This window comes from Pantoea sp. QMID4 (genome assembly GCF_030270445.1).
Taxonomy (GTDB): Bacteria; Pseudomonadota; Gammaproteobacteria; order Enterobacterales; family Enterobacteriaceae; genus Pantoea; species Pantoea vagans.
In genome coordinates, this window is sequence record NZ_BSXL01000001.1 from 723,134 (window position 1) to 746,350 (window position 23,217).

The 23,217-nt window shown below is 54.4% G+C and carries 16 protein-coding genes, 1 tRNA gene and 2 other RNA genes; 10 read left to right on the top strand and 9 right to left on the bottom strand.

The features are described 5' to 3' along the window. Positions 1-324 precede the first annotated feature (324 nt). Entirely contained in the window at positions 325-1,398 is a 1,074-nt protein-coding gene (locus QSK07_RS03240) for an acyltransferase family protein (RefSeq protein ID WP_285720430.1), read from the top strand. Positions 1,399-2,172: 774 nt separating this feature from the next. On the opposite strand, the gene putA is transcribed toward QSK07_RS03240, so the two are convergent. After that, on the bottom strand, positions 2,173-6,120 hold the full coding sequence (gene putA / locus QSK07_RS03245; RefSeq protein WP_285720431.1) for a trifunctional transcriptional regulator/proline dehydrogenase/L-glutamate gamma-semialdehyde dehydrogenase: 3,948 nt from the start codon (positions 6,118-6,120) through the stop codon (positions 2,173-2,175). A gap of 451 nt (positions 6,121-6,571) precedes the next feature. Here putA and putP point away from each other — a divergent pair, with 451 nt between their 5' ends. From putP to phoH, 5 genes are all read left to right on the top strand, one after another. Further along, positions 6,572-8,056 carry a sodium/proline symporter PutP gene (gene putP / locus QSK07_RS03250; RefSeq protein WP_285720432.1) on the top strand — a complete coding sequence of 495 codons (1,485 nt, stop codon included), beginning with the start codon at positions 6,572-6,574 and terminating at the stop codon, positions 8,054-8,056. Positions 8,057-8,247: 191 nt separating this feature from the next. Further along, a complete protein-coding gene (gene efeU / locus QSK07_RS03255; protein WP_098053014.1) occupies positions 8,248-9,072 on the top strand; it encodes an iron uptake transporter permease EfeU in 825 nt (274 codons plus the stop codon). 54 nt (positions 9,073-9,126) lie between these two features. Further along, positions 9,127-10,239: an iron uptake system protein EfeO gene (gene efeO / locus QSK07_RS03260; RefSeq protein WP_285720433.1), complete on the top strand. Its 1,113-nt coding sequence runs from the start codon at positions 9,127-9,129 to the stop codon at positions 10,237-10,239. Positions 10,240-10,241: 2 nt separating this feature from the next. Beyond that, positions 10,242-11,519, top strand: coding sequence for an iron uptake transporter deferrochelatase/peroxidase subunit (efeB, locus tag QSK07_RS03265; RefSeq protein WP_285720434.1), 1,278 nt, complete (start codon positions 10,242-10,244; stop codon positions 11,517-11,519). 570 nt (positions 11,520-12,089) lie between these two features. Continuing rightward, a complete protein-coding gene (gene phoH / locus QSK07_RS03270) occupies positions 12,090-12,878 on the top strand; it encodes a phosphate starvation-inducible protein PhoH (RefSeq protein ID WP_033732961.1) in 789 nt (262 codons plus the stop codon). Between the two features lie 167 nt (positions 12,879-13,045). On the opposite strand, the gene QSK07_RS03275 is transcribed toward phoH, so the two are convergent. The 8 genes from QSK07_RS03275 to eptA form a co-directional block, all read right to left on the bottom strand. Next, a non-coding RNA gene (locus QSK07_RS03275) (RtT sRNA) lies at positions 13,046-13,174 on the bottom strand. 42 nt (positions 13,175-13,216) lie between these two features. Then, positions 13,217-13,345, bottom strand: a non-coding RNA gene (locus QSK07_RS03280) — RtT sRNA. Positions 13,346-13,389: 44 nt separating this feature from the next. Further along, positions 13,390-13,477, bottom strand: a tRNA-Ser gene (locus tag QSK07_RS03285). A 271-nt stretch (positions 13,478-13,748) separates the two neighbouring features. Continuing rightward, positions 13,749-14,282, bottom strand: coding sequence for a peptide-methionine (S)-S-oxide reductase MsrA (gene msrA, locus QSK07_RS03290; protein ID WP_098053018.1), 534 nt, complete (start codon positions 14,280-14,282; stop codon positions 13,749-13,751). A 59-nt stretch (positions 14,283-14,341) separates the two neighbouring features. Then, complete coding sequence (locus QSK07_RS03295) at positions 14,342-14,908, bottom strand: flavin reductase family protein (RefSeq protein WP_285720435.1); 567 nt, start codon at positions 14,906-14,908, stop codon at positions 14,342-14,344. 309 nt (positions 14,909-15,217) lie between these two features. Then, a complete protein-coding gene (pmrB, locus tag QSK07_RS03300) occupies positions 15,218-16,276 on the bottom strand; it encodes a two-component system sensor histidine kinase PmrB (RefSeq protein ID WP_285720436.1) in 1,059 nt (352 codons plus the stop codon). Then, positions 16,273-16,953, bottom strand: coding sequence for a two-component system response regulator PmrA (gene pmrA, locus QSK07_RS03305; RefSeq protein ID WP_285720437.1), 681 nt, complete (start codon positions 16,951-16,953; stop codon positions 16,273-16,275). The genes pmrB and pmrA overlap by 4 nt, the downstream gene beginning before the upstream one ends. Continuing rightward, complete coding sequence (gene eptA, locus QSK07_RS03310; protein ID WP_285720438.1) at positions 16,953-18,581, bottom strand: phosphoethanolamine transferase EptA; 1,629 nt, start codon at positions 18,579-18,581, stop codon at positions 16,953-16,955. Before eptA ends, pmrA begins: the two co-directional genes overlap by 1 nt. Positions 18,582-19,032: 451 nt before the next feature. Between eptA and otsB the strand changes: the two genes are divergently transcribed. The 4 genes from otsB (at position 19,033) to flhC (ending at position 23,197) form a co-directional block, all read left to right on the top strand. Beyond that, positions 19,033-19,821: a trehalose-phosphatase gene (otsB, locus tag QSK07_RS03315; protein WP_285720439.1), complete on the top strand. Its 789-nt coding sequence runs from the start codon at positions 19,033-19,035 to the stop codon at positions 19,819-19,821. Continuing rightward, complete coding sequence (gene otsA, locus QSK07_RS03320) at positions 19,818-21,254, top strand: alpha,alpha-trehalose-phosphate synthase (protein ID WP_061062701.1); 1,437 nt, start codon at positions 19,818-19,820, stop codon at positions 21,252-21,254. Before otsB ends, otsA begins: the two co-directional genes overlap by 4 nt. A 1,014-nt stretch (positions 21,255-22,268) precedes the next feature. Continuing rightward, positions 22,269-22,622 carry a flagellar transcriptional regulator FlhD gene (flhD, locus tag QSK07_RS03325; protein ID WP_033732952.1) on the top strand — a complete coding sequence of 118 codons (354 nt, stop codon included), beginning with the start codon at positions 22,269-22,271 and terminating at the stop codon, positions 22,620-22,622. Next, on the top strand, positions 22,619-23,197 hold the full coding sequence (flhC, locus tag QSK07_RS03330) for a flagellar transcriptional regulator FlhC (protein WP_013358233.1): 579 nt from the start codon (positions 22,619-22,621) through the stop codon (positions 23,195-23,197). Before flhD ends, flhC begins: the two co-directional genes overlap by 4 nt. Positions 23,198-23,217: the final 20 nt, after the last annotated feature.

Genomic DNA, 23,217 nt, shown 5'->3' on the forward strand with positions numbered 1-23,217 from the left:
AAATCTTTTCCTTTCATCGGATATTTAATGGTTTTAACCGATACCGCATTCTCTTATTTATATTCCCTGCAATATGAAACGGTATTACCCTTTAGCGTGGCTGTGGCGCTGATAATTAGCATGTTTGCATGCTGATTAATAAGTGTAAGAAAACGTTCTGCTGAGTAAATAACTGTGGCATCAGGGCCACCCGGCGGCTTTTAGGAGTTTCGCTACATTCATCATCCGTTTAATGGCGAATAATCGCTGGATAATTATAAAAGCAATGCTGATTTCCTCGCTTTTACTTTCCAGCATTCTGACCTACATAGCAGGAGTCATTGAATGAGCCAGACTAAGTCAGACCAGATATTGTGGGTAGATACCCTGAAGGGCGCCTGCATATTGCTGGTGGTCCTGTACCACACGGTGTTGCCGGGTTTTGAAGGGACGATGAAATATCTCTCTGCCGGATGGATCCCTGCTGAAGTATGGATACAGTTTAATACGGTCCTGTCGCCGCTGCGTATGCCCGCCTTTTTCTTTGTGTCGGGCTTGCTGGCGACCAATGGTATTCTCAACCGCCCCTGGAAACAGGTCTTTACCAGTCGCATCACCAATCTCTTTTATCTCTATATTCTGTGGGGGTTTATTCAGTGGTGGTCGATTATTGGCATCTCCACTGAAATTACCGGCCAGCGCATTTCGCAGAATCTGAATGCTGCCTATGCCGGTTCGCTGTTTGAATTTCTCAAGCTGACCTTTATGGCCATGAGTACCTCGTGGTATCTCTATGGGCTGGGACTCTATTTCCTCTGCGCCAAAATTTTCCGTCAATATAAGCTGGCCCTGGTGGCGGTGGCGATTCTGCTGAATTATCTGGCGGTCGAAAAAGTGATTCCGTTCTGGGGACCGCAGAGCCTGGCACAATATTTCCTGTTCTTCCTGTTAGGGGCATTCTGGAGCCAGGCTATGCTGCGCCTGAGTGAATGGCGGCGGGAGAACCTGGTGCCCTGGGCGCTACTTGCCGCGGTCGCCGGCGTTCATGTGATATTCGGACTGGATAAGAGCCTGTTCCTGTGTGTGCTGGCGGTGTTGTTCAGCATCGCTTCCTGCCGCTGGCTGAATCAGCATTTCAGCATGCGCTATCTCAACTGGGTCGGGCGCAATACACTGCAGATTTACGTCATCCACCGTATTTTCATCGAGTTCTTTGGGATGTCGGCCATTCTGTTCGCGCAGCGGCATCATCTGTTTGAGCATGCGTGGTTTTCGTTCCTGTGGGCCTGTTTCTATCCGGTGGCTATCGTGGGGCTTTGTTCGCTCTGCTCAGTGGCGATCTGGTCGCTGACCAATCGCGGGGTGGGACAGTCGCTGTTTGTGTTCCCGACATTGGTTAAGCGGGCGCATAGCGGGTGAGTTTCGCGTTGCTGCGGGCGGGCTCTGAGAAGGTTACGCCCGCCAGGCGGTGGGGAGTTTCAGGGTGCCCGTGCAGGCGGACGTGTTAAGGGGCAGACGCCCGTCCCTTAACAATCCCGGCGTCCGGCAGCCTGCGCGCCCCGCTTTGCGGGGTACCCTCGTCACGCCCTGCGGCCGACGGACCGTCCGGACGCGCCGTCACTGGCGCGAACCGTCCTTTCGCCGACGTCCTGTCGGCTCATCCTGGCCTCCGGTTGTTCCTCAGCGCTTCGGATGCCTCTGACAACCCCCCCTGTAATTTCTTTGTGTTAATTATGATGCTGTGTTGTCTGCTGAACTGAAAGCCAAAGCCAAAAACCCACAGCGATAAAGTACCCAACACAGAAAGAAGAGATAATAGCAGGGGGGTCAGGGAGGCCGTCAGAACCGCTGAGCGGATGAGGGATTTCAGGACGAGCGACAGGGATGTCGCGAAGAGGCGGGTTCGCACCAGGGATGGCGCGTCCCGGCGGTCCGTGAGAAATCCGGAAGAAGCGAAGGTACCGCGAAGCGGCGGTGAAGCAGGCCGGAGCCGGGGGTCAAGGGGCGCGGCGACTGGCGCCCCTTGTCGGTCGCCTGCAGAGGCGAGTCTGAAACTGCCCAACTGCTCAGGCGAACGAAACCCCTCTCAGCGCCCGTTCGCATAGCGAACATCACGGACATGCCAGCCTGCCAGGCGAACGAACCCCCTCTCAGAGCCCGTTCGCGCAGCGAACATTCTCCGGCGAACGCCTCTTACCCAATGGTCATCAGACTCGCATTACCACCCGCCGCCGCGGTATTAACACTCAGCGAGCGCTCAATCAGCAGACGCTCAAGCAGCAGATTGGTCTCGCCGCGCGCAAAGCCCTGCACTGAGACAATTGCGCCGTCACGCGCTGCGATCTGTTCGCACAGGGTGCGCAGCTGATCGGCATCGCCGTGATAGATTACCGCATCAAACTCTGCCGCTAACGGGTCACGTGCCAGCGTGATGCGCGTTTTCACGGCGTCAGGCAGCGAGGCCCGCAGGGCACGATGCAGCTCATCATCCTGCCACAGCGCTTTACTGCCGACGCTGGTCACAGCAGCCAGCTGGATTAACGCATCCTGCTCATTGTCAGCCAGACAAAGCACCAGAGCGCGCGGCAGCAATGAGAAGGTGTTACGCTCGCCGGTCGGGCCAGGCAACAGACGGACCACGCCCGCCTGGGCCAGCTCGCCATAGTGCTGGCAGAGTTCAGCCAGTTCAGGCTTATCTTTCGCCCAGTTGCTCAGCGCCTGATGCGGTGCCAGCAGAGACTGACGCAGCGTGTTGTCTGCCGGTCGATCGGCATCCTGACGATCAAAGGTCAGACGCAGCGCGCCATCCGGACGATTCGCCAGCAGGCGGTAGAGATAGAGCGGACCGCCGGCTTTCGGACCGGTTCCGGATAAGCCTTCGCCACCAAACGGCTGGACGCCGACTACCGCGCCTACCATATTGCGGTTAACGTAGAGGTTACCGACACGGGCGTTGGCCGTAACCTGTGCAATGGTCTCGTCGATGCGGGTATGCACACCCAGCGTCAGGCCATAGCCGGAGGCGTTAATCTGTTCAATCAGGTTCGGCAGGCTGCTGCGGGTGAAGCGCACTACATGCAGCACCGGTCCAAAAATCTCTTTATCCAAATCGCTGACCTGATTCAGCTCAATCAGCGTCGGTTTAACAAAGGTGCCGCTGGTCCACTCTTTGCTGTCCTGCGGGTTATCCTGCACCGCCTGATAAACTGTGAAGCCCTTGTTGCGCATCGCCTGAATATGGCGATCGATATTGGCTTTTGCCTCGGCATCAATCACCGGGCCGATGTCGGTAGATAAGCGCTCCGGATTGCCCATACGGCACTCCGCCATCGCGCCGCGCAGCATCTTCAGCGTATGGTCGGCGACATCTTCCTGAATGCAGAGCAGGCGCAGGGCTGAGCAGCGCTGTCCGGCACTGTCGAAGGCTGACGCGACGATATCAATCACCACCTGCTCAGTCAGCGCGGAGGAGTCAACGATCATCGCGTTCATCCCGCCGGTCTCCGCAATCAGCGGCACCGGACGACCGTGTTGATCAAGGCGACCGGCCAGGTTCCGCTGCAGCAAGGTCGCGACGGCGGTTGAGCCGGTAAACATCACGCCACGGACCCGATTGTCACCCGTCAGCTGCGCACCCACGGTTTCCCCCTGACCCGGCAGCAGTTGCAGCACGCCCCGCGGTACACCTGCATCCAGCAGGATCTGAACCGCCTGTGCGGCAATCAGCGGTGTCTGCTCAGCCGGTTTAGCCAGCACGCTGTTACCTGCTGCCAGTGCGGCCGCAATCTGACCGGTAAAGATCGCCAGCGGGAAGTTCCATGGGCTGATGCAGACTACCGGACCCAGCGGACGATGGGTTTCGTTGTCGAAATCGTCGCGCACCATTCCGGCGTAGTAATAGAGGAAATCAACCGCTTCTCGCACTTCCGCGATGGCGTTGTTATAGGTCTTGCCTGCTTCACGCACCAGAATGCCAAGCAGCTGCTGCATCTGGCCTTCCATAATCTGTGCGGCGCGTTCCAGAATCGCCGCACGCTCCTGCGGCGGGGTGGCAAACCAGATCGTCCCGCTGTTCACCGCGGCATCCAGTGCTCGTGAGACTTCCTGCTCTGTGGCTTCACGAACCTGACCCACCCGATCGTTTGGTGCCGCCGGGTTCATAACGTCGCGCAACTCACCCGCACCCGCTTCACCGTCGATCATCGGCTCGGCCTGGCAGGGCTGTGCAGCACTGCTCAGCAGGGCGCTGGAGAGTGAGGCGAGACGGTGCTCGTTAGCCATATCCAGACCTGCTGAGTTGACGCGGTTCTCGCCATATAGCTCACGCGGCAGGGGGATCTTCGGATGAGGCAGGCCAATGGCGCCTTCACTGGCACCCAGTTTTTCCACGGCAGTCACCGGATCGGCTACCAGCTCATCAATCGGTAGCGAGGTATCGGCAATGCGGTTAACAAAAGAGGTGTTGGCTCCGTTTTCCAGCAGGCGGCGCACCAGATAGGCCAGCAGGGTTTCATGGGTGCCAACCGGCGCATAGATACGGCAGGGGCGATTCAGCTTACCGTCAGCGACTTTGCCAACCACCTGCTCATACAGCGGTTCACCCATACCGTGCAGACACTGGAACTCATACTGACCCGGATAGTAGTTATTGCCTGCCAGCTGATAAATCGCGGCCAGGGTGTGGGCGTTGTGTGTAGCAAACTGCGGATAGATCTGGCTGGGAACAGAGAGCAGTTTGCGGGCGCAGGCAAGGTAAGAGATATCGGTGTAAACTTTGCGGGTATAAACCGGGTAGCCTTCCAGACCTTCCATCTGGGCGCGCTTAATTTCGCTGTCCCAGTACGCGCCTTTCACCAGACGGATCATCAGACGACGGCGGCTGCGCTGAGCGAGGTCGATCAGCTCATCGATCACAAACGGACAGCGTTTCATGTAAGCCTGAATTACGAAGCCGATGCCGTTCCAGCCTTCCAGTTCTGGCTCGAAGCAGAGTTTCTCCAGTAAATCCTGCGACAGCTCCAGCCTGTCGGCTTCTTCTGCGTCGATGTTGATGCCGATGTCATAAGAGCGGGCCAGCAGCGTCAGCGATTTCAGAATAGGGTAGAGCTCTTCCATCACCCGCTCATACTGCGCGCGGCTGTAGCGGGGGTGCAGCGCTGAGAGTTTGATGGAGATGCCCGGGCCTTCATAAATGCCACGACCATTCGACGCTTTACCGATGGCGTGAATCGCCTGCTGATAAGAGAGCAGATAGGCTTTGGCATCGCCTGCGGTCAGGGCCGCTTCGCCCAGCATATCGTAAGAGTAACGGAAGCCTTTCTCTTCCAGCTTGCGGGCGTTCGCCAGCGCTTCAGCAATGGTTTCACCGGTGACGAACTGCTCACCCATCAGACGCATCGCCATATCCACGCCTTTGCGGATCAGGGGCTCGCCGCCCTTACCGATGATGCGGTTGAGCGAGCTGGAAAGATTCGCCTCATTGTGGGTCGAGACCAGACGGCCGGTAAACAGCAGGCCCCAGGTCGCGGCGTTGACAAACAGCGACGGGCTGCGGCCCAGATGCGACTGCCAGTTGCCGTTGCTGATCTTGTCGCGGATGAGTGCATCGCGCGTTGGCTTGTCAGGAATACGCAGCAGCGCCTCTGCAAGGCACATCAGCGCCACGCCTTCATGTGAAGAAAGAGAGAACTCCTGAAGCAGGCTTTGCACCATACCGGCGCGTCCGGTTGCACCTTTCTGGTGCCGCAGCTTGTCGGCGAGCTGATAAGCCAGGTGATGGGTTTTCTCTGCCAGCGCTGCCGGTAAGCGTGCCTGCTCCAGCATCATTGGAACCGCATCGGTCTCCGGACGACGCCAGGCAGCGGTCACTGCTGAACGCGTCACCGACTGAGGTAAAATCTGCTCTGCAAAGTCAAGGAACGGCTGGTGCGTCTCTTCTGGCTGAGTGTCGTCGGACTCCGCAGCCGTCTGAGCAGAAAGCGGAATCTCCGGCACGGCGTCGCCGCTCTCCAGCTGGTTCAGATAGTTAAAGACCGCCTGTTTAATCAGCCAGTGTGGCGTGCGATCAATACGCTGCGCAGCCAGTTTAATGCGCTCGCGTGTCGCGTCATCCAGTTTCACACCCATGGTGGTTGTAGCCATGACTCCAGAGCTCCTTGATTGTGGTTCGATATGGCGTTGGCTGCACTATCACTTAAGTTGCAACTTTGTGCAACCGTGTTAAATGTGAGCCAGTTAACACCCTTATTACATCGGCAATTGTTAAATCCCGCAATGCGGCACGGATATTGCTGCAAGATCCTCGCCAGGCCGGCAGGCCCGATAAAAAGCGGGTTTACGGCCGGTTATGCAGAGGTGCAACCGGATAACTGTGAGCGAGTGCAACCTCTCAGCATGTTTTCACAAACGGTTAGTGAAATCACTGTAACGCCTGTGTTAAATCCATTGTGCGCGGAACGCCTTTCCGGCAGGATACCGCGCCGCTGGGAAATGAGTGACGCCCTGACGAAGAAAATCGACCCGCTTTGCCCCGTTCCGGCAGGCGGGTAGCTGGCGATTTCTCTGGGATATCAAATAATAAGTGGAGAGACAGATGAGTATAAGTACACCTTTGCTGGTGACCTTTGTGGTTTATATTCTTGGGATGGTATTAATCGGTTTTGCGGCTTATCGCTCGACCAAAAACTTCGATGACTACATCCTGGGTGGCCGCAGTCTGGGTAGTGTGGTTACGGCACTCTCTGCCGGTGCATCCGATATGAGCGGCTGGCTGCTGATGGGCTTACCGGGTGCTATCTTCATTTCCGGTATCTCTGAGAGCTGGATTGCAATTGGTCTGACGATCGGTGCCTGGCTGAACTGGAAAATCGTGGCCGGTCGCCTCCGTGTTCAGACCGAGCATCACAACAATGCCCTGACGCTGCCGGACTTCTTTACCAGCCGCTTTGAAGACCACAGTAAAATCCTGCGCGTGATTTCCGCCATCGTCATCCTGGTGTTCTTCACCATCTACTGCGCCTCGGGCGTGGTGGCCGGTGCGCGACTGTTTGAAAGCACCTTTGGTATGGACTACCAGACGGCTCTGTGGGCGGGTGCAGCAGCGACCATTCTTTATACGCTGGTGGGCGGTTTCCTGGCGGTGAGCTGGACCGATACCGTTCAGGCAGGCCTGATGATTTTTGCGCTGATCCTGACACCGGTGTTTGTCATTATCGCAGTAGGCGGCTGGTCCGATTCGCTGACGGTGATTGAGGCGAAAAGCCTTGAAAACCTTGACATGCTAAAAGGACTGAACTTCGTCGCGGTCATATCCCTGCTCGGCTGGGGTCTGGGCTACTTCGGGCAACCCCATATTCTGGCGCGCTTTATGGCGGCAGATTCGCATCGCTCTATTCGCACCGCACGTCGTATCGGTATGGCGTGGATGGTGCTCTGTCTGGCTGGCGCGGTGGCAGTTGGCTTCTTTGGTATTGCCTACTTCCAGAACAACCCGACCCTGGCAACTGGCGTCAATGACAACGCTGAGCGCGTCTTTATCGAGCTGGCGCGCATTCTGTTCAACCCGTGGATTGCCGGCATTCTGCTTTCAGCCATTCTGGCAGCCGTGATGTCCACGCTGAGCTGTCAGCTGCTGGTCTGCTCCAGCGCCCTGACCGAAGACCTCTATAAAGGCTTCCTGCGCAAAAATGCCAGTCAGAAAGAGCTGGTATGGGTAGGGCGTCTGATGGTGCTGCTGGTGGCGCTGATTGCGATTGCGCTGGCGGCTAATCCGGAAAACCGCGTGCTGGGCCTGGTAAGCTACGCCTGGGCGGGCTTTGGCGCAGCGTTTGGTCCGGTGGTGCTGTTTGGCGTCTGCTGGAAGCGTATGAACCGTAACGGTGCGCTGGCGGGGATGATTATTGGTGCGCTGACCGTACTGGTATGGAAACAGTATGGCTGGCTGGGACTGTATGAAATCATCCCAGGCTTCATTTTTGCCAGCATCGCGATTGTGGTCTTCAGCCTGATGGGACGTGAACCCTCAGCCGAAGCGCAGCAGCGCTTTGCCGCCGCAGAAGCGGAGTTCCAGACCAAATAAGCGAAGCGTTAATAATGAAAGCCCGTCCCGAAAGGAGCGGGCTTTTTTTGTTACAAAGATAAATCACCCAAAGATGAAATTATCTCCGCCAGTAACTTGTTTTTTCCGCAGCGATAATGATAATCGGTATCGTTTACACTTTACCTGAATTTACTGTTCATTGACGCTGCTTAACATTAATGAGGTTGGCAATGTTTGTTCCTTTTCTCATCATGCTACGCGAAGGGCTCGAAGCCGCGCTGATCGTCAGCCTGATAGCCAGCTATCTCAAGCGCACCCAGCGCACCCAATGGTTTCCGGCGATGTGGGCGGGTGTGTTTATCGCCGCTGCGCTCTGTCTGGGCCTGGGCCTGTTCATCAATGCCACTACCGGTGAATTCCCGCAAAAAGAGCAGGAACTGTTTGAGGGCATCGTGGCGGTGATTGCGGTGGTAATCCTTACCTCAATGGTGTTCTGGATGCGTAAAGTCGCCCGCAACATCAGGGTCGAGCTTGAGCAGGCGGTCGATCAGGCGCTGCAACGTTCAGGGCGGGGCGGTCTGGCGCTGGTGCTGATGGTGTTTCTTGCCGTGGCACGTGAAGGGCTGGAGTCGGTGTTCTTCCTGCTGGCGGCTTTTACTCAGGATGTCGGTTATGCGCCGCCAATCGGCGCGGTGCTGGGTCTGGCAACCGCTGTGGTGCTGGGCATGCTGCTTTACTGGGGAGGTATCCGCCTGAACATGGCGCATTTCTTCCGCTGGACCAGCGTCTTCATCCTGTTTGTCGCGGCGGGCCTTGCAGCCGGTGCGATTCGCGCCTTTCACGAAGCGGGATTATGGAATCGCTTTCAGGACGTGGCCTTCGATCTCAGCAATACCTTATCAACCCATTCGCTGTTCGGCACGCTGCTGGAAGGCATTCTGGGTTATCAGGAGACGCCAAGCATCAGTGAAGTGACGATTTACTTCGTCTACCTGATCCCGGCGCTGATTCTGTTCTTTATGCCTGCGCGGCCTGCTGCGTCAGCCACGGTGTAATCAGACATTTTTAGAGGCGCCCGTCGCGCCTGCAACTTAACAGGGAATATCGAGATGACAATGCGTTTCCGCCGCAAGGCGCTGCTACTTCCTCTGCTGGCAATCTCTGCATCGGCTACCGCAGCGGTTCCTCAGATTATCGTAAGCGTCAATGACAGGCAGTGTGAGCCGATGAGCCTGACGGTCAAGGCTGGCAAAACCCAGTTCCTGATTAAAAACAACAGCCAGAAAGCGCTGGAGTGGGAGATCCTCAAAGGCGTGCTGGTGGTGGAAGAGCGTGAAAACATCGCGCCGGGCTTCAGTCAGAAACTGACCGCTAATCTGGAAGCAGGCGAATATGAGATGACCTGTGGCCTGCTGAGCAATCCAAAAGGCAAGCTGATTGTAAAGGGTGAGGGCCCAGCGACAAACAGCACTTCTGCACGTATGCAGCTGGAAGGGCCGATCACCGAATATAAAGCTTATGTGACGGAGCAGGTGAATCAGTTGGTGAGCAGCACCCAGGCGTTCACGAACGCGGTTAAAGCGGGCGATGTGGAAAAAGCCAAAGCGCTGTTTGCCCCGACCCGTCAGTACTATGAGCGCATTGAGCCGATTGCTGAGCTGTTCTCCGATCTCGATGGCAGTATCGATGCCCGTGAAGATGACTACGAGAAGAAATCAGCCGATCCGAAGTTCACCGGTTTCCATCGTCTGGAAAAAGCCCTGTTTGCTGATAACAGCACCAAAGACATGGCGGACTACGCGGATAAGCTGAATAAAGATGTGAAAGATCTGCAGGTGCGCATCAGCGAACTGGCCTTCCCGCCAGCCAAAGTCGTCGGCGGCGCAGCCGGTCTGATTGAAGAAGTGGCCTCCAGCAAAATCTCCGGCGAAGAAGATCGCTACAGCCGCACCGACCTGTGGGACTTCCAGGCCAATATCGATGGTGCACAGAAAATCGTTGAGCTGCTGCGACCGCTGGTGAGCAAAGCGAATCCGCAGCTGCTGGCCAAAGTTGACGCCAACTTCAAAAAAGTGGATGCGATCCTGAGCAAGTACCGCACCCAAACCGGTTTCGAATCTTATGAGAAGCTGACCAGCGCCGACCGTAACGCGCTGAAAGGGCCGATTACTGCCCTGGCGGAAGATCTTTCATTGCTTCGTGGCACGCTGGGTCTGGATTAATCATGAGTCGTAAGGAAGATGACGCGCAGCCTGCGCGTCGTCGTTTACTGAAAGGACTGGGTCTGCTGGGCGGCGCGGCGGCCATCGGCGGCGGCTGTCCGTTCCATACCGCCGCCGCTGACAGCTTTTCGCCGGGTACGGTGACGCCGCAGGCGCGACAGCAGATGCAGCCGTTTTATGGTCAGCATCAGGCGGGGATTACGACGCCCCAGCAGGCATCAATGATGCTGGTGGCGTTTGATCTGCTCAGCAACGATAAAGCCGAACTGAAGCGTCTGTTTCAGTTGCTGACCCAGCGTATCGCCTTTCTCACCACCGGCGGTCCGGCACCTGCGGTCACCAATCCGCAACTGCCTCCGATGGATTCCGGCATTCTGGGGGCGACTATCGCGCCTGATAATCTGACGATTACCGTATCGGTCGGGTATTCGCTGTTTGATGAACGCTTTGGTCTGGCACCGCATAAGCCGATAAAATTGCAGCCGATGACGCGCTTTCCCAATGATTCGCTGGATGCCAGCCAGTGTCACGGCGATGTGCTGTTACAGCTCTGTGCCAATACGCAGGATACGGTGATTCATGCCCTGCGTGACATCATCAAGCATACGCCCGACCTGCTGGGTGTACGCTGGCGCCGCGAAGGTTTTATCTCCGACCACGCTGCACGCAGTCAGGGGCAGGAGACGCCGATCAATCTGCTGGGTTTCAAAGATGGCACGGCTAATCCGGATACCCGTAATTCTGCACTGATGAATCAACTGCTTTGGGTGACCGCGGACCAGGAAGAACCGGCCTGGGCACGCAACGGCAGCTATCAGGCCGTGCGGCTTATCCGGTTTCATGTCGAAATGTGGGACCGCACGCCGCTGGGTGAGCAGCAGACCATATTTGGCCGTGAGAAGCTGAGCGGTGCGCCGCTGGGGATGCAGCATGAGCGTGACGTTCCGGATTACGCCCGTGACCCGGACGGTGACGTGATTGCACTGGATGCGCATATCCGCCTTGCTAACCCTCGCACCCCTGAGACAGACAGCAGCCTGATGCTGCGACGCGGCTACAGTTACTCGGCGGGTATCTCCGCCTCCGGCCAGCTGGAGATGGGACTGCTGTTCGTCTGCTACCAGCACGATCTGGAGCGTGGGTTTCTCACCGTGCAGCAGCGTCTGAACGGTGAAGCGCTGGAAGAATATATCCGGCCTTTCGGCGGCGGTTACTTTTTTGCTTTGCCCGGTGTCCCCGACCCCAGCCATTATTTAGCGCAGCCGTTACTGGAGTCCTGATTAAATTTTAACCATATCGGGTGGTTTATCCCCGACCACCTGCCTTTTCGGTTTCAGCACTTTACTTACTGCGTTTTCGCTGAGATTAAGCCGTTGTCTGGTATATATAAAATAATATAAGTGCATGTAATGTATAAATTTTACATTTTGCCTTAAAAGAAATAGTTACGTGTGATTAGCAATTCCTTTGCCAGCAGGTAAAATTACTATTGCAAAGGTCCAACGAAATGATGCACTTTATTCAACAGGCGTAATCGGATGTGTCGATGTATCACACTGGAGTTCGCGCATGGGTCGAGTTTTTTATGGAACGTTACTGTCACTGAATAAATTGCGCCTGACTGCGAGGGCAATTCTGCCTCGTTATTTCTCCCTTCCTTCAACCATTTCTTTTGTCTTAGCACAGCCTGTTTTATCCGGTGTTCAGCCTCGCTATTGCGCTGCTGCATACCCACTATCCTGTCCTGTCATGGCTCTAAAGGAAGCCAACTGAAACCTCTAAAGCGTTCACGTAATCGCAACGGGCCACAGGCCTCGCGCGGGAAATGAAACCAACTGAAAGGTGCCACTATGGGAAGACAGAAAGCAGTGATCAAAGCGCGTCGTGAAGCGAGAAGAGTGCTTCGTAATGACTCACGGAGTCATCGTCAGCGTGAAGAAGAGTCGGTCACTTCGCTGGTGCATATGAGCGGACTGGATGCAATTGGCATGGCGCGCGATACGCGTGACCGGCTACCGATTGAAGCCCGTAATGAAGCTCAGGCGCACTATCTTAATGCCATAGGAACGAAACAGCTGATCTTTGCAACCGGTGAGGCCGGATGTGGTAAAACCTGGATCAGTGCTGCGAAAGCAGCTGAGGCCCTGATTAATAAGGATATCGACAGGATTATTGTTACGCGCCCGGTACTTCAGGCAGATGAGGATTTGGGATTCCTGCCCGGTGATATTTCTGAGAAATTCGCCCCTTATTTCCGACCGGTTTATGACATTCTGGTTAAACGTCTTGGCGCATCATTTATGCAATATTGTCTGCGTCCGGAAATTGCCAAGGTAGAGATTGCGCCCTTCGCCTATATGCGAGGCCGCACCTTTGAAAATGCTGTGGTGATTCTGGACGAGGCGCAGAACGTAACCGCCGCGCAGATGAAAATGTTCCTGACCCGACTGGGCGAAAACGTCACGGTCATTGTTAACGGCGATATTACCCAGTGCGACTTGCCCGCTGGGGTGCCTTCCGGTCTCGCGGACGCGCTGGCGCGTTTTGAAGAGGACGAGATGGTGGGCATTGTGCGCTTTGGCAAAGAGGATTGTGTGCGTTCTGCGCTGTGTCAGCGCACCCTGCACGCATACAGCTAGCGTTCGATTGAGTAGAAGTGTAGCGCCCAAACCCGGCTCCGGCCGGGTTTTCTTATTGTGGGGCAGCGTCGCAGGCCTCCGCTGTCGAACCCCGGCGGGGGTTCACACCCCTCTCTGTGCAACAGGCAAAAAAAGCCTGAACGTTTGTTCAGGCTCTTCTTTGAATGTGGCGGTGAGAGGGGGATTGATTCGCTTCGCTCACCCTGCGGGCAGCGTCGCAGGCTCCGCTGTCCAGCATGCTGCGCATGTTGTCGAACCCCGGCGGGGGTTCTCACCCCCCTCTCTATGCAACAGGCAACAAAAAGCCTGAACATAAGTTCAGGCTCTTCTTCAGAATGTGGCGGTGAGAGGGGGATTGATTCGCTTCGCTCACCCTGCGGGCAGCGTCGCAGGCTCCGCTGTCCAGCATGCTGCGCATGTTGTCGAACCCCGGTGGGGGTTCTCACCCCCCTCTCGCAGTGCAATATGCAAAAAAAAAGCCTGAACATAAGTTCAGGCTCTTCTTTGAATGTGGCGGTGAGAGGGGGATTCGAACCCCCGATACGTTGCCGTATACACACTTTCCAGGCGTGCTCCTTCAGCCACTCGGACACCTCACCACATTTACTTCGCTGACCGCGCTGGGTCAACGGGGCGGTACTATAGGGAGTCGGCTGAAAAGGGTCAAGCACTATTTTTTTCTTTCGATCTATTCGCTTAAGCTCTGAACGAATCGAATTACTGTAGCTTAAAACCGGGCATTTATGCGCAATACTCCAAAGCACTAAAGTAGCAGGCCGGGTCATTTTCAGGGCTGCGTGACCACTTAAATAATCCGGAGCGGCGTCCTGGCATTTATCCCGGCCGGACGCTGCTCCGTCAGACGCTAAATCAGCTCTTCACCCGATTAGCGAAGCTCTTGCGCAGTTTCTGCAGTTTCGGTGGGATTACCGCCATGCAGTAACCGTTGCGCTGACCGGCGCCTTCCCAGTAATCCTGATGATAGGCTTCAGCGGGATACCACTCTTTCAGCGGCTCAATCGTGGTCACGACCGGTACATCATGATCGGCCTGGGCGCGTTCAATGGCGGCGCGCGCTTCTGCTTCCTGATCTGCATTCGCCGGGAAAATGGCGGAGCGATACTGAGTGCCGATATCATTGCCCTGACGGTTCAGCTGGGTCGGATCATGCGTGACAAAGCTGATATCCAGCAGATCGCCGTAAGTTACCTGCTCCGGGTCAAAGCCAATGCGGATCGCTTCTGCATGACCGGTTGCGCCGCTGCAGACCTGCTCATAGGTCGGATTAGGTCGCGCACCACCGGTATAGCCGCTTTCAACCGACTCAACGCCGATCACATCCTTAAATACCGCTTCGGTACACCAGAAACAGCCGCCAGCGATAACTGCGTATTCGATTGCCATAATAATTTACTCCTGTCAGGTCGAAAGAGGTGAATGGGGGCGCAGCAGAGCGCTTTCAACTAGATGAGCATCTCCGGTTTAAAATCTCCGCTCTTGTCCAGCATTTTGTCGCTCATTACGCTAAACCGGCCTTCACCGGTGTAGTGCAGGGTCGGGGGATATTCCGGCTGCTCAGCGACATGCGCTTTGACGATCTCAAAAATAAACAGGTTGTAGCGCGCGACCATGGCATCGTCATAAAGCTGACATTCGAAGCTGGCAAAGCATTCGGCAATCATCGGTGCCCCCACCACCTGAGCCGGCTCTGGCGTCAGGCCAAACGCTTCAAACTTATCAATGTTGTCACCGTGGCTGTTGCCGACAGCCACCACTTCATTAATCAGCGAGGCAGAAGGAATATTCAGTACGCAATGACCGCTGTTGCGGATCAGCTCGTGGCTGTGATTCATGCCGGCAATCATGCAGCCGACCAGTGACGGCGAGAACTCCAGCACCGTGTGCCAGCCGAGCGTCATAATGTCATGCTGATCCTGATACTGTGAACTGAGCAGCAGTACCGGTCCCGGCTCAAGGTATTTGCGGGCTTTGCTGACCGGAAAAGCATATTTGTGCATGCGTTGGCTCATGGCGTAGCTCCTTTAACGGAAGGGTGCCATTAAGTGTAGAGCACACTGCGGGTGCGGCGGGAAGGTCAGCGGCCATAAAGGTAAGATCATTGGGGAAACAGGGCAGAGCAGACATTTTACCGACAGCCTCACGAGCTTAAGGTTTCCTTAATATGCAGTCGCGATACTGCCTGCTTTAACGGAGGATAATGCTATGAAAACTGCGCCTGCTACCCTGTCTGTTACGGCTTCACGTCCGATGAGCGAATATGCAGCACTGCTGATCGCCGCAGCAACGGTTGTTCTGTTCCTGTCTGCCTGGTTTACCGCTTAAAACTTAATGACGGCCCGGCAACCACTTCGGTCGCGACAGTTCTCTAAGAAAAACTGAAAACGGTGTAACTGGACGATGCGGCTGACAATGCTCAGCCCGAGTCCGATACCGCCATAGCGACTGTCCATCCGGATAAACGCTTTACTCAGCTCGCCACTTTTACTCTCATCAATGCCCGGTCCCTCATCTTCCACAACCATCATCGGCTGTGGCACAGACAACAGTTGCACGCTGATGGTGCTGTTATCCGGGCTATAGCGATGGGCGTTCTCCACCAGATTCCGCAGCAGCATCTTCAGCAGAGTCGCATCACCACGTACAAACTGCTCCTGCGGCAGATCCAGCATTAGCGTCTGCTGATGCGCGTCCAGCATAATACTCAGCTCGACTTCCATCGGCAGGATCACATCTTCAATCAGCCCGACGTTCTGATAGGTGCCCGAAGTGAATGACTGCCCGGCGCGCGCCAGATTCAGCAGCTGCGACACGCTGTGGGTCATCTGATCCAGACGCTGCACCAGCGGCTGAACTTTGACATCGCTGTTACGTTCGATTAACTCCAGATGCAGCCGTAATCCCGCCAGCGGCGTGCGCAACTCATGCGCCACGTCGGCGGTAAATAGCCGTTCGCGCTCCAGACTACTGTTGAGGCGGGCGACCAGCTGGTTTATCGCCTGAGTCACCGCATCGATCTCTTGAACCTGACTGTGACAGGCGACGGGATCGAGATTCTCTTCGCTGCGACTTTCCAGTTCCCGCTGCAGCTGATAAAGCGGCCGGGTGATCCATTTCACCGCCTGATAGCAAAGCAGCAGCGTCAGCGTAATCATCACCAGGCTCGGCACCGCCAGGCTGGCCACCGCTTCATGTACTTCACGCTTCACGTGACTGTCCATGTTGCGCTTCTGAAGTTGGGCTTCCACCAGAAACTGAATCTGCTCTTTACTCTCATGCCACAGCCAGACCACGCTGATCACCTGGAAGACCAGCAGGATCAGACCAATGGTCAGGATCAGGCGAAAGCGCATACTGCGGTGATCGAAACGTTTTATCATGTTGCCTCGCGAATGCCATCCTGCGTCACCAGCGCATAACCAAACCCGCGCACGGTACGAATGGCGCTTTTGCCAATTTTGTCGCGCAGATTATGGATATGCACTTCAAGCGTATTAGTAGAAGGTTCGGTCTCCCAGTTATAGATGTCCTGGTAGAGAATTTCACGGTGAACCGGATTGCCGGCCTTCAGCATCAGTCGTGACAGAATCGCAAACTCTTTGGGCGTCAGATCCAGCAGCACATCGCTGAGGGTGATCTGACGATGGGTCATATCCAGCGCCAGCTCGCCGACTCTCACCTGACTGTCGCCCTGATTGACGTGACGGCGGATCAGCGCACGGATTCGCGCCAGCAGCTCATCCAGCGAAAACGGTTTAATCAGATAGTCGTCAGCACCCGCATCGAGCCCGGCAATGCGCTCGCTGATGGTGTCGCGCGCGGTCAGAATCAGCACCGGCGTCATCTTCTTCTGCCGCCGCAGACGTATCAGGAAGTGCAGTCCATCTTCATCCGGCAAACCCAGATCAAGCACCACCAGACTATAGAGACCGCTGGCGAAATGCGCTTCAGCATCCCGAACCCGCGTCACGCCGTCGCAGACATAGCCTTCGCCTTCCAGTGCCAGCATCAGGCCTTGCAGCAGCAGCGCATCATCTTCAACAATCAGTATCTTCATTAAGGTTGGCTCCGGCACGACGTCAAAATATCATCCGCAGGCACATATTCGTGGGTCGCGGTGCCGGTTAATCCCAGCAGGGTTGAAAACAGATTATCCTGTGAAAAATCGTCTGTCGCCGCCAGTTTATTCAGACAGCCGCGATTAACGGCATAACGTTTCTGATAATCATCGGACAGCCAGACCAGCATCGGCACATGTTTCTGCGTATCCGGGGCAATAGCATAGGGCAGACCATGCAGGTAAGCCCCATTTTCACCCAGCGATTCACCGTGATCAGAAAGATAGACCAGGCTGGTGGTGAAGCGATCCTGATGCGCACGCAGGACATTGATTGCTTTATCGACAATATGATCCACATTGACCAGCGTGTTGTCATAGGTGTTAATCAGCTGTTGTTGCGAACAGTCCTGAATCTGATTAGTGTCACAGGTCGGTTCAAACTGACGGAACTGTGGCGGATACCGATGGCTGTAGGTCGGGCCATGACTGCCAATGGTGTGCAGGACAATGACTCCGTTGCCTTTAAGCTGGCTGATATAGTCATCCAGACCATTGAACAGCACGTCGTCATAACACTCACCATTAATACACATGCCGGGCAGGTTCAGGCTGGTCATGTCCTGATGCGGCACCCGGTCACAGGCACCTTTGCAGCCACCATCATTTTCATTCCATAACACACTGATGCCAGCGCGCTGAATAATATCCAGCACTCCCTCCTGATGGGCGGCCAGCACATCATCATAGCGCGCGCGCGGCATGTTGGAGAACATACAGGGGACCGAAACCGCCGTCGCCGTACCGCACGAGGTTGTGTGCGGGAAATAGATCACATCGTCTTTCGCCAGCAAAGGATTGGTCAGACGGCCGTAACCGCCCAGCGAGAAGTTTTGCGCGCGAGACGTCTCTCCCAGCACCAGAATCGTCAGATTCGGCTTACCGCTACTGCGGCTGGGCTGCAGATGGGCATCTTCACCGATGCGCACCAGCGGCACATTCTGCAGCTGCTCATGCTTATACCAGGAGAGCGTTGCCGCAATGCTGTTCGACGGGCTGAGTGCTTTAACCAGCTCGCGGTTGTTGCGGAACAGCGAAGCGTAATCTTTATAGAAGAGCAGCGCGACCAGCACAATCAGCGCGGCGGAAAGCAGCACACTGAGCAGTCGCGCCAGCACGCCACGCCACTGCTGCCGTTTTATGCGCGGCCAGAACACCAGTAACGCCATCAGCACGCCCGAGGTGAGCAGGGTGAAGAGCAGCTGCGGCGTAATCAGCGCAAAGGATTCAGAAGCGGTGGTATCCATCATGTTGGTGATCATCGAGCGATCGACCACGATGTTATAAGTCTGAATAAAAAACTGTGCCGACGCAGAGAGCAGAATAAACAGTGCGGCCAGCAGCCGATCCAGCCAGACAAACGAGGCCAGCGTAATCACGATGTTAATGACGCTAAAGGCGACGAAAGGCATTGATAAAAACATCAGCGTGGTATGCAGGTTGTTCAGCGGCATTGCCGCCAGCACCTGACGGTAGTAGGCAATATTAAGGAAAACCGCGATATAAACCGCAGCAAGGATTAGCAAGCTAAGGCGGCTAATCAGCGGCCTCTTCAGGGTAAACTTCATGTGAGCAGGGCCAGATTAATAAAAGTGTCACGAGATTGCGCTTTCTATATTAGGAATACCTTAAGAGGCTTAAGCTTTAGAGATTTTCATTTGCATTGAGTGCGTAACGGGTATCACTCCAGCGTGATGCGGATCGATACCGCTACGATTATTAAAAAAGAACAGGTGTTAGTGGCGCTTTTATACTGACTTAACCGCAGCGGCTGGCATGAAAAGTGCATATTTCTGGCATAACCCCTGTTAATGACTACACTTAATGTGAAGATGTTCTCAGTTAGCCTGTATTGTCAGCAATGCGCTTGCAAGTTTGAGGAGAGTGACCCATCCAATCACCGCGTTTTACCCCTCAATCACCGCTTTATCAGAATTTCCCGCTTGCTGACCTGACTGCGTCAGGACATTCTTGTTTTGACTCAATATTTTATTAAATCTGATTTTCAGGAGAAGTAACGTGACCCAAGCGGCAGACACCCATGCCAGGTACCCGGCATTAAGCAGCGGGCAGTACGCCTTCTTTTTTGATGTCGACGGTACGCTGGCAGCGATACAGTCCCGTCCCGAAGCGGTATTTATTCCTGAGCAGGTCATTGCACAACTTCAGCAGCTCTCTGCGCTTTCTCAGGGCGCACTGGCACTGGTCTCCGGCAGACCCATCGAACAACTGGATGCGCTGGCTGCGCCGTGGCACGGCCCCGCGGCGGGCGTGCATGGCGCTGAGCGTCGGGATGCAGAGGGTCATGTGCAGCGCATCAGCCTGCCTGTTGAGGTTGAACAAAATCTCAGGAAGGAATTGCAGGATGCGATGGCATGCTGGCCTGGTACTCAGCTTGAGGTGAAAGGCATGGCCTTTGCACTTCACTACCGTCAGGCCATGCAGCATGAGCAGGATGTGTTGCGACTTGCCGAACAGTCAGTGAAGCGTTTCCCGGGACTGGCGCTCCAGCCAGGGAAATGCGTGGTTGAGATTAAACCGGCAGGCATCGATAAAGGCGCCGCAATCAGCGACTTTATGCAGCAGCCCCCTTTTGCCGGACGCACGCCAGTCTTTATAGGCGACGATTTGACGGATGAAAAGGGCTTCCTGGCCGTCAACGAACGGCAGGGCGTCTCAGTTAAAGTCGGCGAAGGTTTAAGCCAGGCCGGTTATCGGCTTATTGATGTCGATGCCGTTTATGGCTGGCTGGAAAGAACATTATTACTATTAGAGCAGGACAACGTCGGTAAGGAGTTTAGGTTATGAGTCGTTTAGTGGTTGTATCTAACCGTGTCGCCATGCCAGATGGGTCTAAAACCAGCGCAGGCGGCCTGGCCGTCGGCATTCTCGATGCACTGAAAAGCACCGGTGGATTATGGTTTGGCTGGAACGGTGAAATCAGCGAGTTCACCGGCGAAGAAGTAGAAGACGTCAGTGTGCAGGAACATGAAGGTATTGAGTATGCTTCCTTCCCGCTGAGCCAGAACGATTACGATCTCTATTATTGCCAGTTCTCTAACACGGTTATCTGGCCCGCTTTTCATTATCGCCTCGATCTGGTGCAGTTCCAGCGTGAAGCGTGGGAAGGGTATTGTGAGGTTAATGACGCAGTAGCGCAGCGCTTAAAACCGCTGCTCAAACCGGATGATATTGTCTGGATCCACGATTATCATTTCTTACCGTTTGCTGCCGCGCTGCGCCGGGCCGGTATTAATAACCGCATCGGCTTTTTCCTGCATATTCCGTTCCCTACGCCAGAAATATTCAATGCACTGCCTCCGCACAAAGAGCTACTGGAAATGTTGTGTGAATATGACCTGCTTGGCTTCCAGACTGAATCGGATCGGGTGGCGTTCCTGGACAGCGTCAGTCAGCTTACGCAACTGCAGAATAAAGGCGACAAAAAGCATCGCGCCTTTGGCAACACTTTTATGACTGAGGTTTATCCGATCGGGATTGAGCCAGACAGTATTAAAGAGATGGCCGAAGGGCCACTGCCGCCGAAAATGGCTGCTATGAAGAAAGAGCTGGGCGATGCCCGCAACATTATTGCCTGCGAACGTCTCGACTATTCAAAAGGGCTGCCGGAGCGCTTTCTTGCCTATGAAGCGCTGCTGGAAAACTTCCCGCAGCATCGCGGAAAAATCCGTTACTCGCAGATTGCACCGACCTCACGTGGTGATGTGCAGGCCTATCAGGATATCCGGCATCAGCTGGAGACTGAAGCAGGACGGATTAATGGTAAGTACGGTACGCTGGGCTGGACCCCGCTTTACTACCTTAACCAGCATTTCGACCGTCGCCTGCTGATGAAAATCTTCCGCCTGACCGATGTGGGTCTGGTGACGCCGCTGCGTGATGGCATGAACCTGGTAGCGAAAGAGTATGTCGCCGCGCAGGACCCGGACGATCCTGGTGTGCTGGTGCTGTCGCGCTTTGCTGGTGCCGCCAACGAACTGACCTCAGCGCTGATAGTGAATCCGTATGACCGCGATGAAGTCGCTGCCGCACTGGATAAGGCGATTACCATGCCACGTACCGAAAGGATTTCACGCTACAACGACATGATGGCGGTATTGCGCAAAAACGACATTACTGCGTGGCGTGAAAGCTTCCTGAAGGACCTGGAGCGCATTGACCCACGCAGTGTTGACCACAGCACCGTGAACAAGGTGGCGACCTTCCCGAAACTCGCCTGACCTGATCCTTTATCGTAATAATGGAAGCAGCGATACCACCGTGGTATCGCTGCTTTTTTTCGGCCCAGCTCACAGAAAACTCGCCCGCTATCTGTTAACGACGCTGTGCTGCGATTTTGTGCCGGTGTCCTCAGTCGCGGCGCAGAGTGGCCCGATATATGCAGAGAATCCCGAAAACCCTGTCATACCGCAGCCCGCCGCTTTCTTTAACTACTTTGCTAAAGTTTTTCTTCAGACTGCCGATAGAGATAGTGCCAACGCATAATCCGCCGTTAATTCATTCGTCTTTCTTATGTAACCCCTTGTTACATCGGGTGTCATAGCCTGAACATTCCGCTGTCACTGTTAACGCCAGGTTGTCAGAATCCCCCTTTACTGCCGTAGAAACCTTAACGACTTCATTACTCACAGCCTGCGATACTCCCTTTAAGTAACTAATTTAACAGCAAATAACACCCTGCCTTACCAGCATAATATGCTGATAACCCTTATTTAGGTGGTTCTAAATAGGGTGTTAAAACGATTAACACCCAATAATCATTCCTGACTGCTTAAAGCGTCGATTAGCGATGCTTTTACCCCCTATTAAACCTTTCTCAGGACGAATTGGACTTAAAAACGCGCTTTTTTGTTCAAAAATTGATCAGTCGGCAAGCAATCATAAAGGGTTGCTGAAGAAATTTGCGTTAAAAGTGTGATCTGCGTCACACTTTATCTAAAATTTCCTCTGGCTGTCGTTGTATGTCGAAATCAGACGATATAGATTTGCCTTGTTTTCGGAATAGTCCTAAAAAATGTAAGAAGACGTCACGGAAGATGTTCGGAACTCGAAAATAGAATGGCATGGATTTTCGACCTTCAGTGGGTCTGAAACCCACGAAAATAGAAGGCGAAAAACAGTGACATTGAAATTATGTGAAGTTTTTTTGCCATCTTTGATTTAACAAACAGCAGATCGAACCGCAGATTTAATCTGCGATACAGTTACGTCGCATCTCTCAGGATGGAAAAATAATGGGCACATCTGAAGTACTGAAACATATTTATGATCTTAATTTGTCTTATTTACTGCTCGCGCAGCGTTTAATTAACCAGGATAAAGCTTCTGCAATGTTTCGCCTCGGCATTGACGAGAAAATGGCGAACGCATTATCTGAATTAACATTGCCTGAGATGGTAAAAATGGCGGAAACCAATCAGCTGGTTTGCCAGTTCCGTTTTACCGATAGCAGCACAATTAATCGCCTGACGCAGGAATCACGCGTGGATGATTTACAACAAATCCACACCGGCATTTTATTATCGAGCCGTTTACTGCGTAATGCGTCTAAAGATGAAGCGCCTGCTAAAAAGAGAGCAATGTCATGAGTGAGAAAAGTATTGTTCAGGAAGCACGTGATATTCAGCTCGCGATGGAGCTGATCACATTAGGTGCGCGCTTGCAGATGTTAGAGAGTGAAACCCAGCTGAGCCGTGGTCGTCTGATCAAGCTCTATAAAGAATTACGTGGCAGTCCGCCACCAAAAGGCATGCTGCCGTTCTCCACAGACTGGTTTATGACGTGGGAGCAGAACATTCATGCCTCTATGTTCTGCAACGCATGGAAATTTTTACTGAAAACCGGTTTGTGCAGCGGTGTCGATGCCGTAATTAAAGCCTACCGTTTATATCTCGAACAGTGTCCGCAATCGGACGAGGGCCCGCTGTTGGCGCTGACCCGTGCCTGGACCCTGGTCCGATTCGTTGAAAGTGGCATGCTGGAACTGGCGGATTGCAAATGCTGCAATGGCAGCTTTATTAATCATGCGCATCAGCCGGTTGGCAGCTTTACCTGCAGCCTGTGCCAGCCACCATCACGTGCCGTAAAAAGACGTAAACTTTCTGCAGAACCTGCCGATATGTTTCCACAACTGCTGGATGAACAGGTTAAACACGCCGTTTAAGTTTGTTCACACTGTGGAAG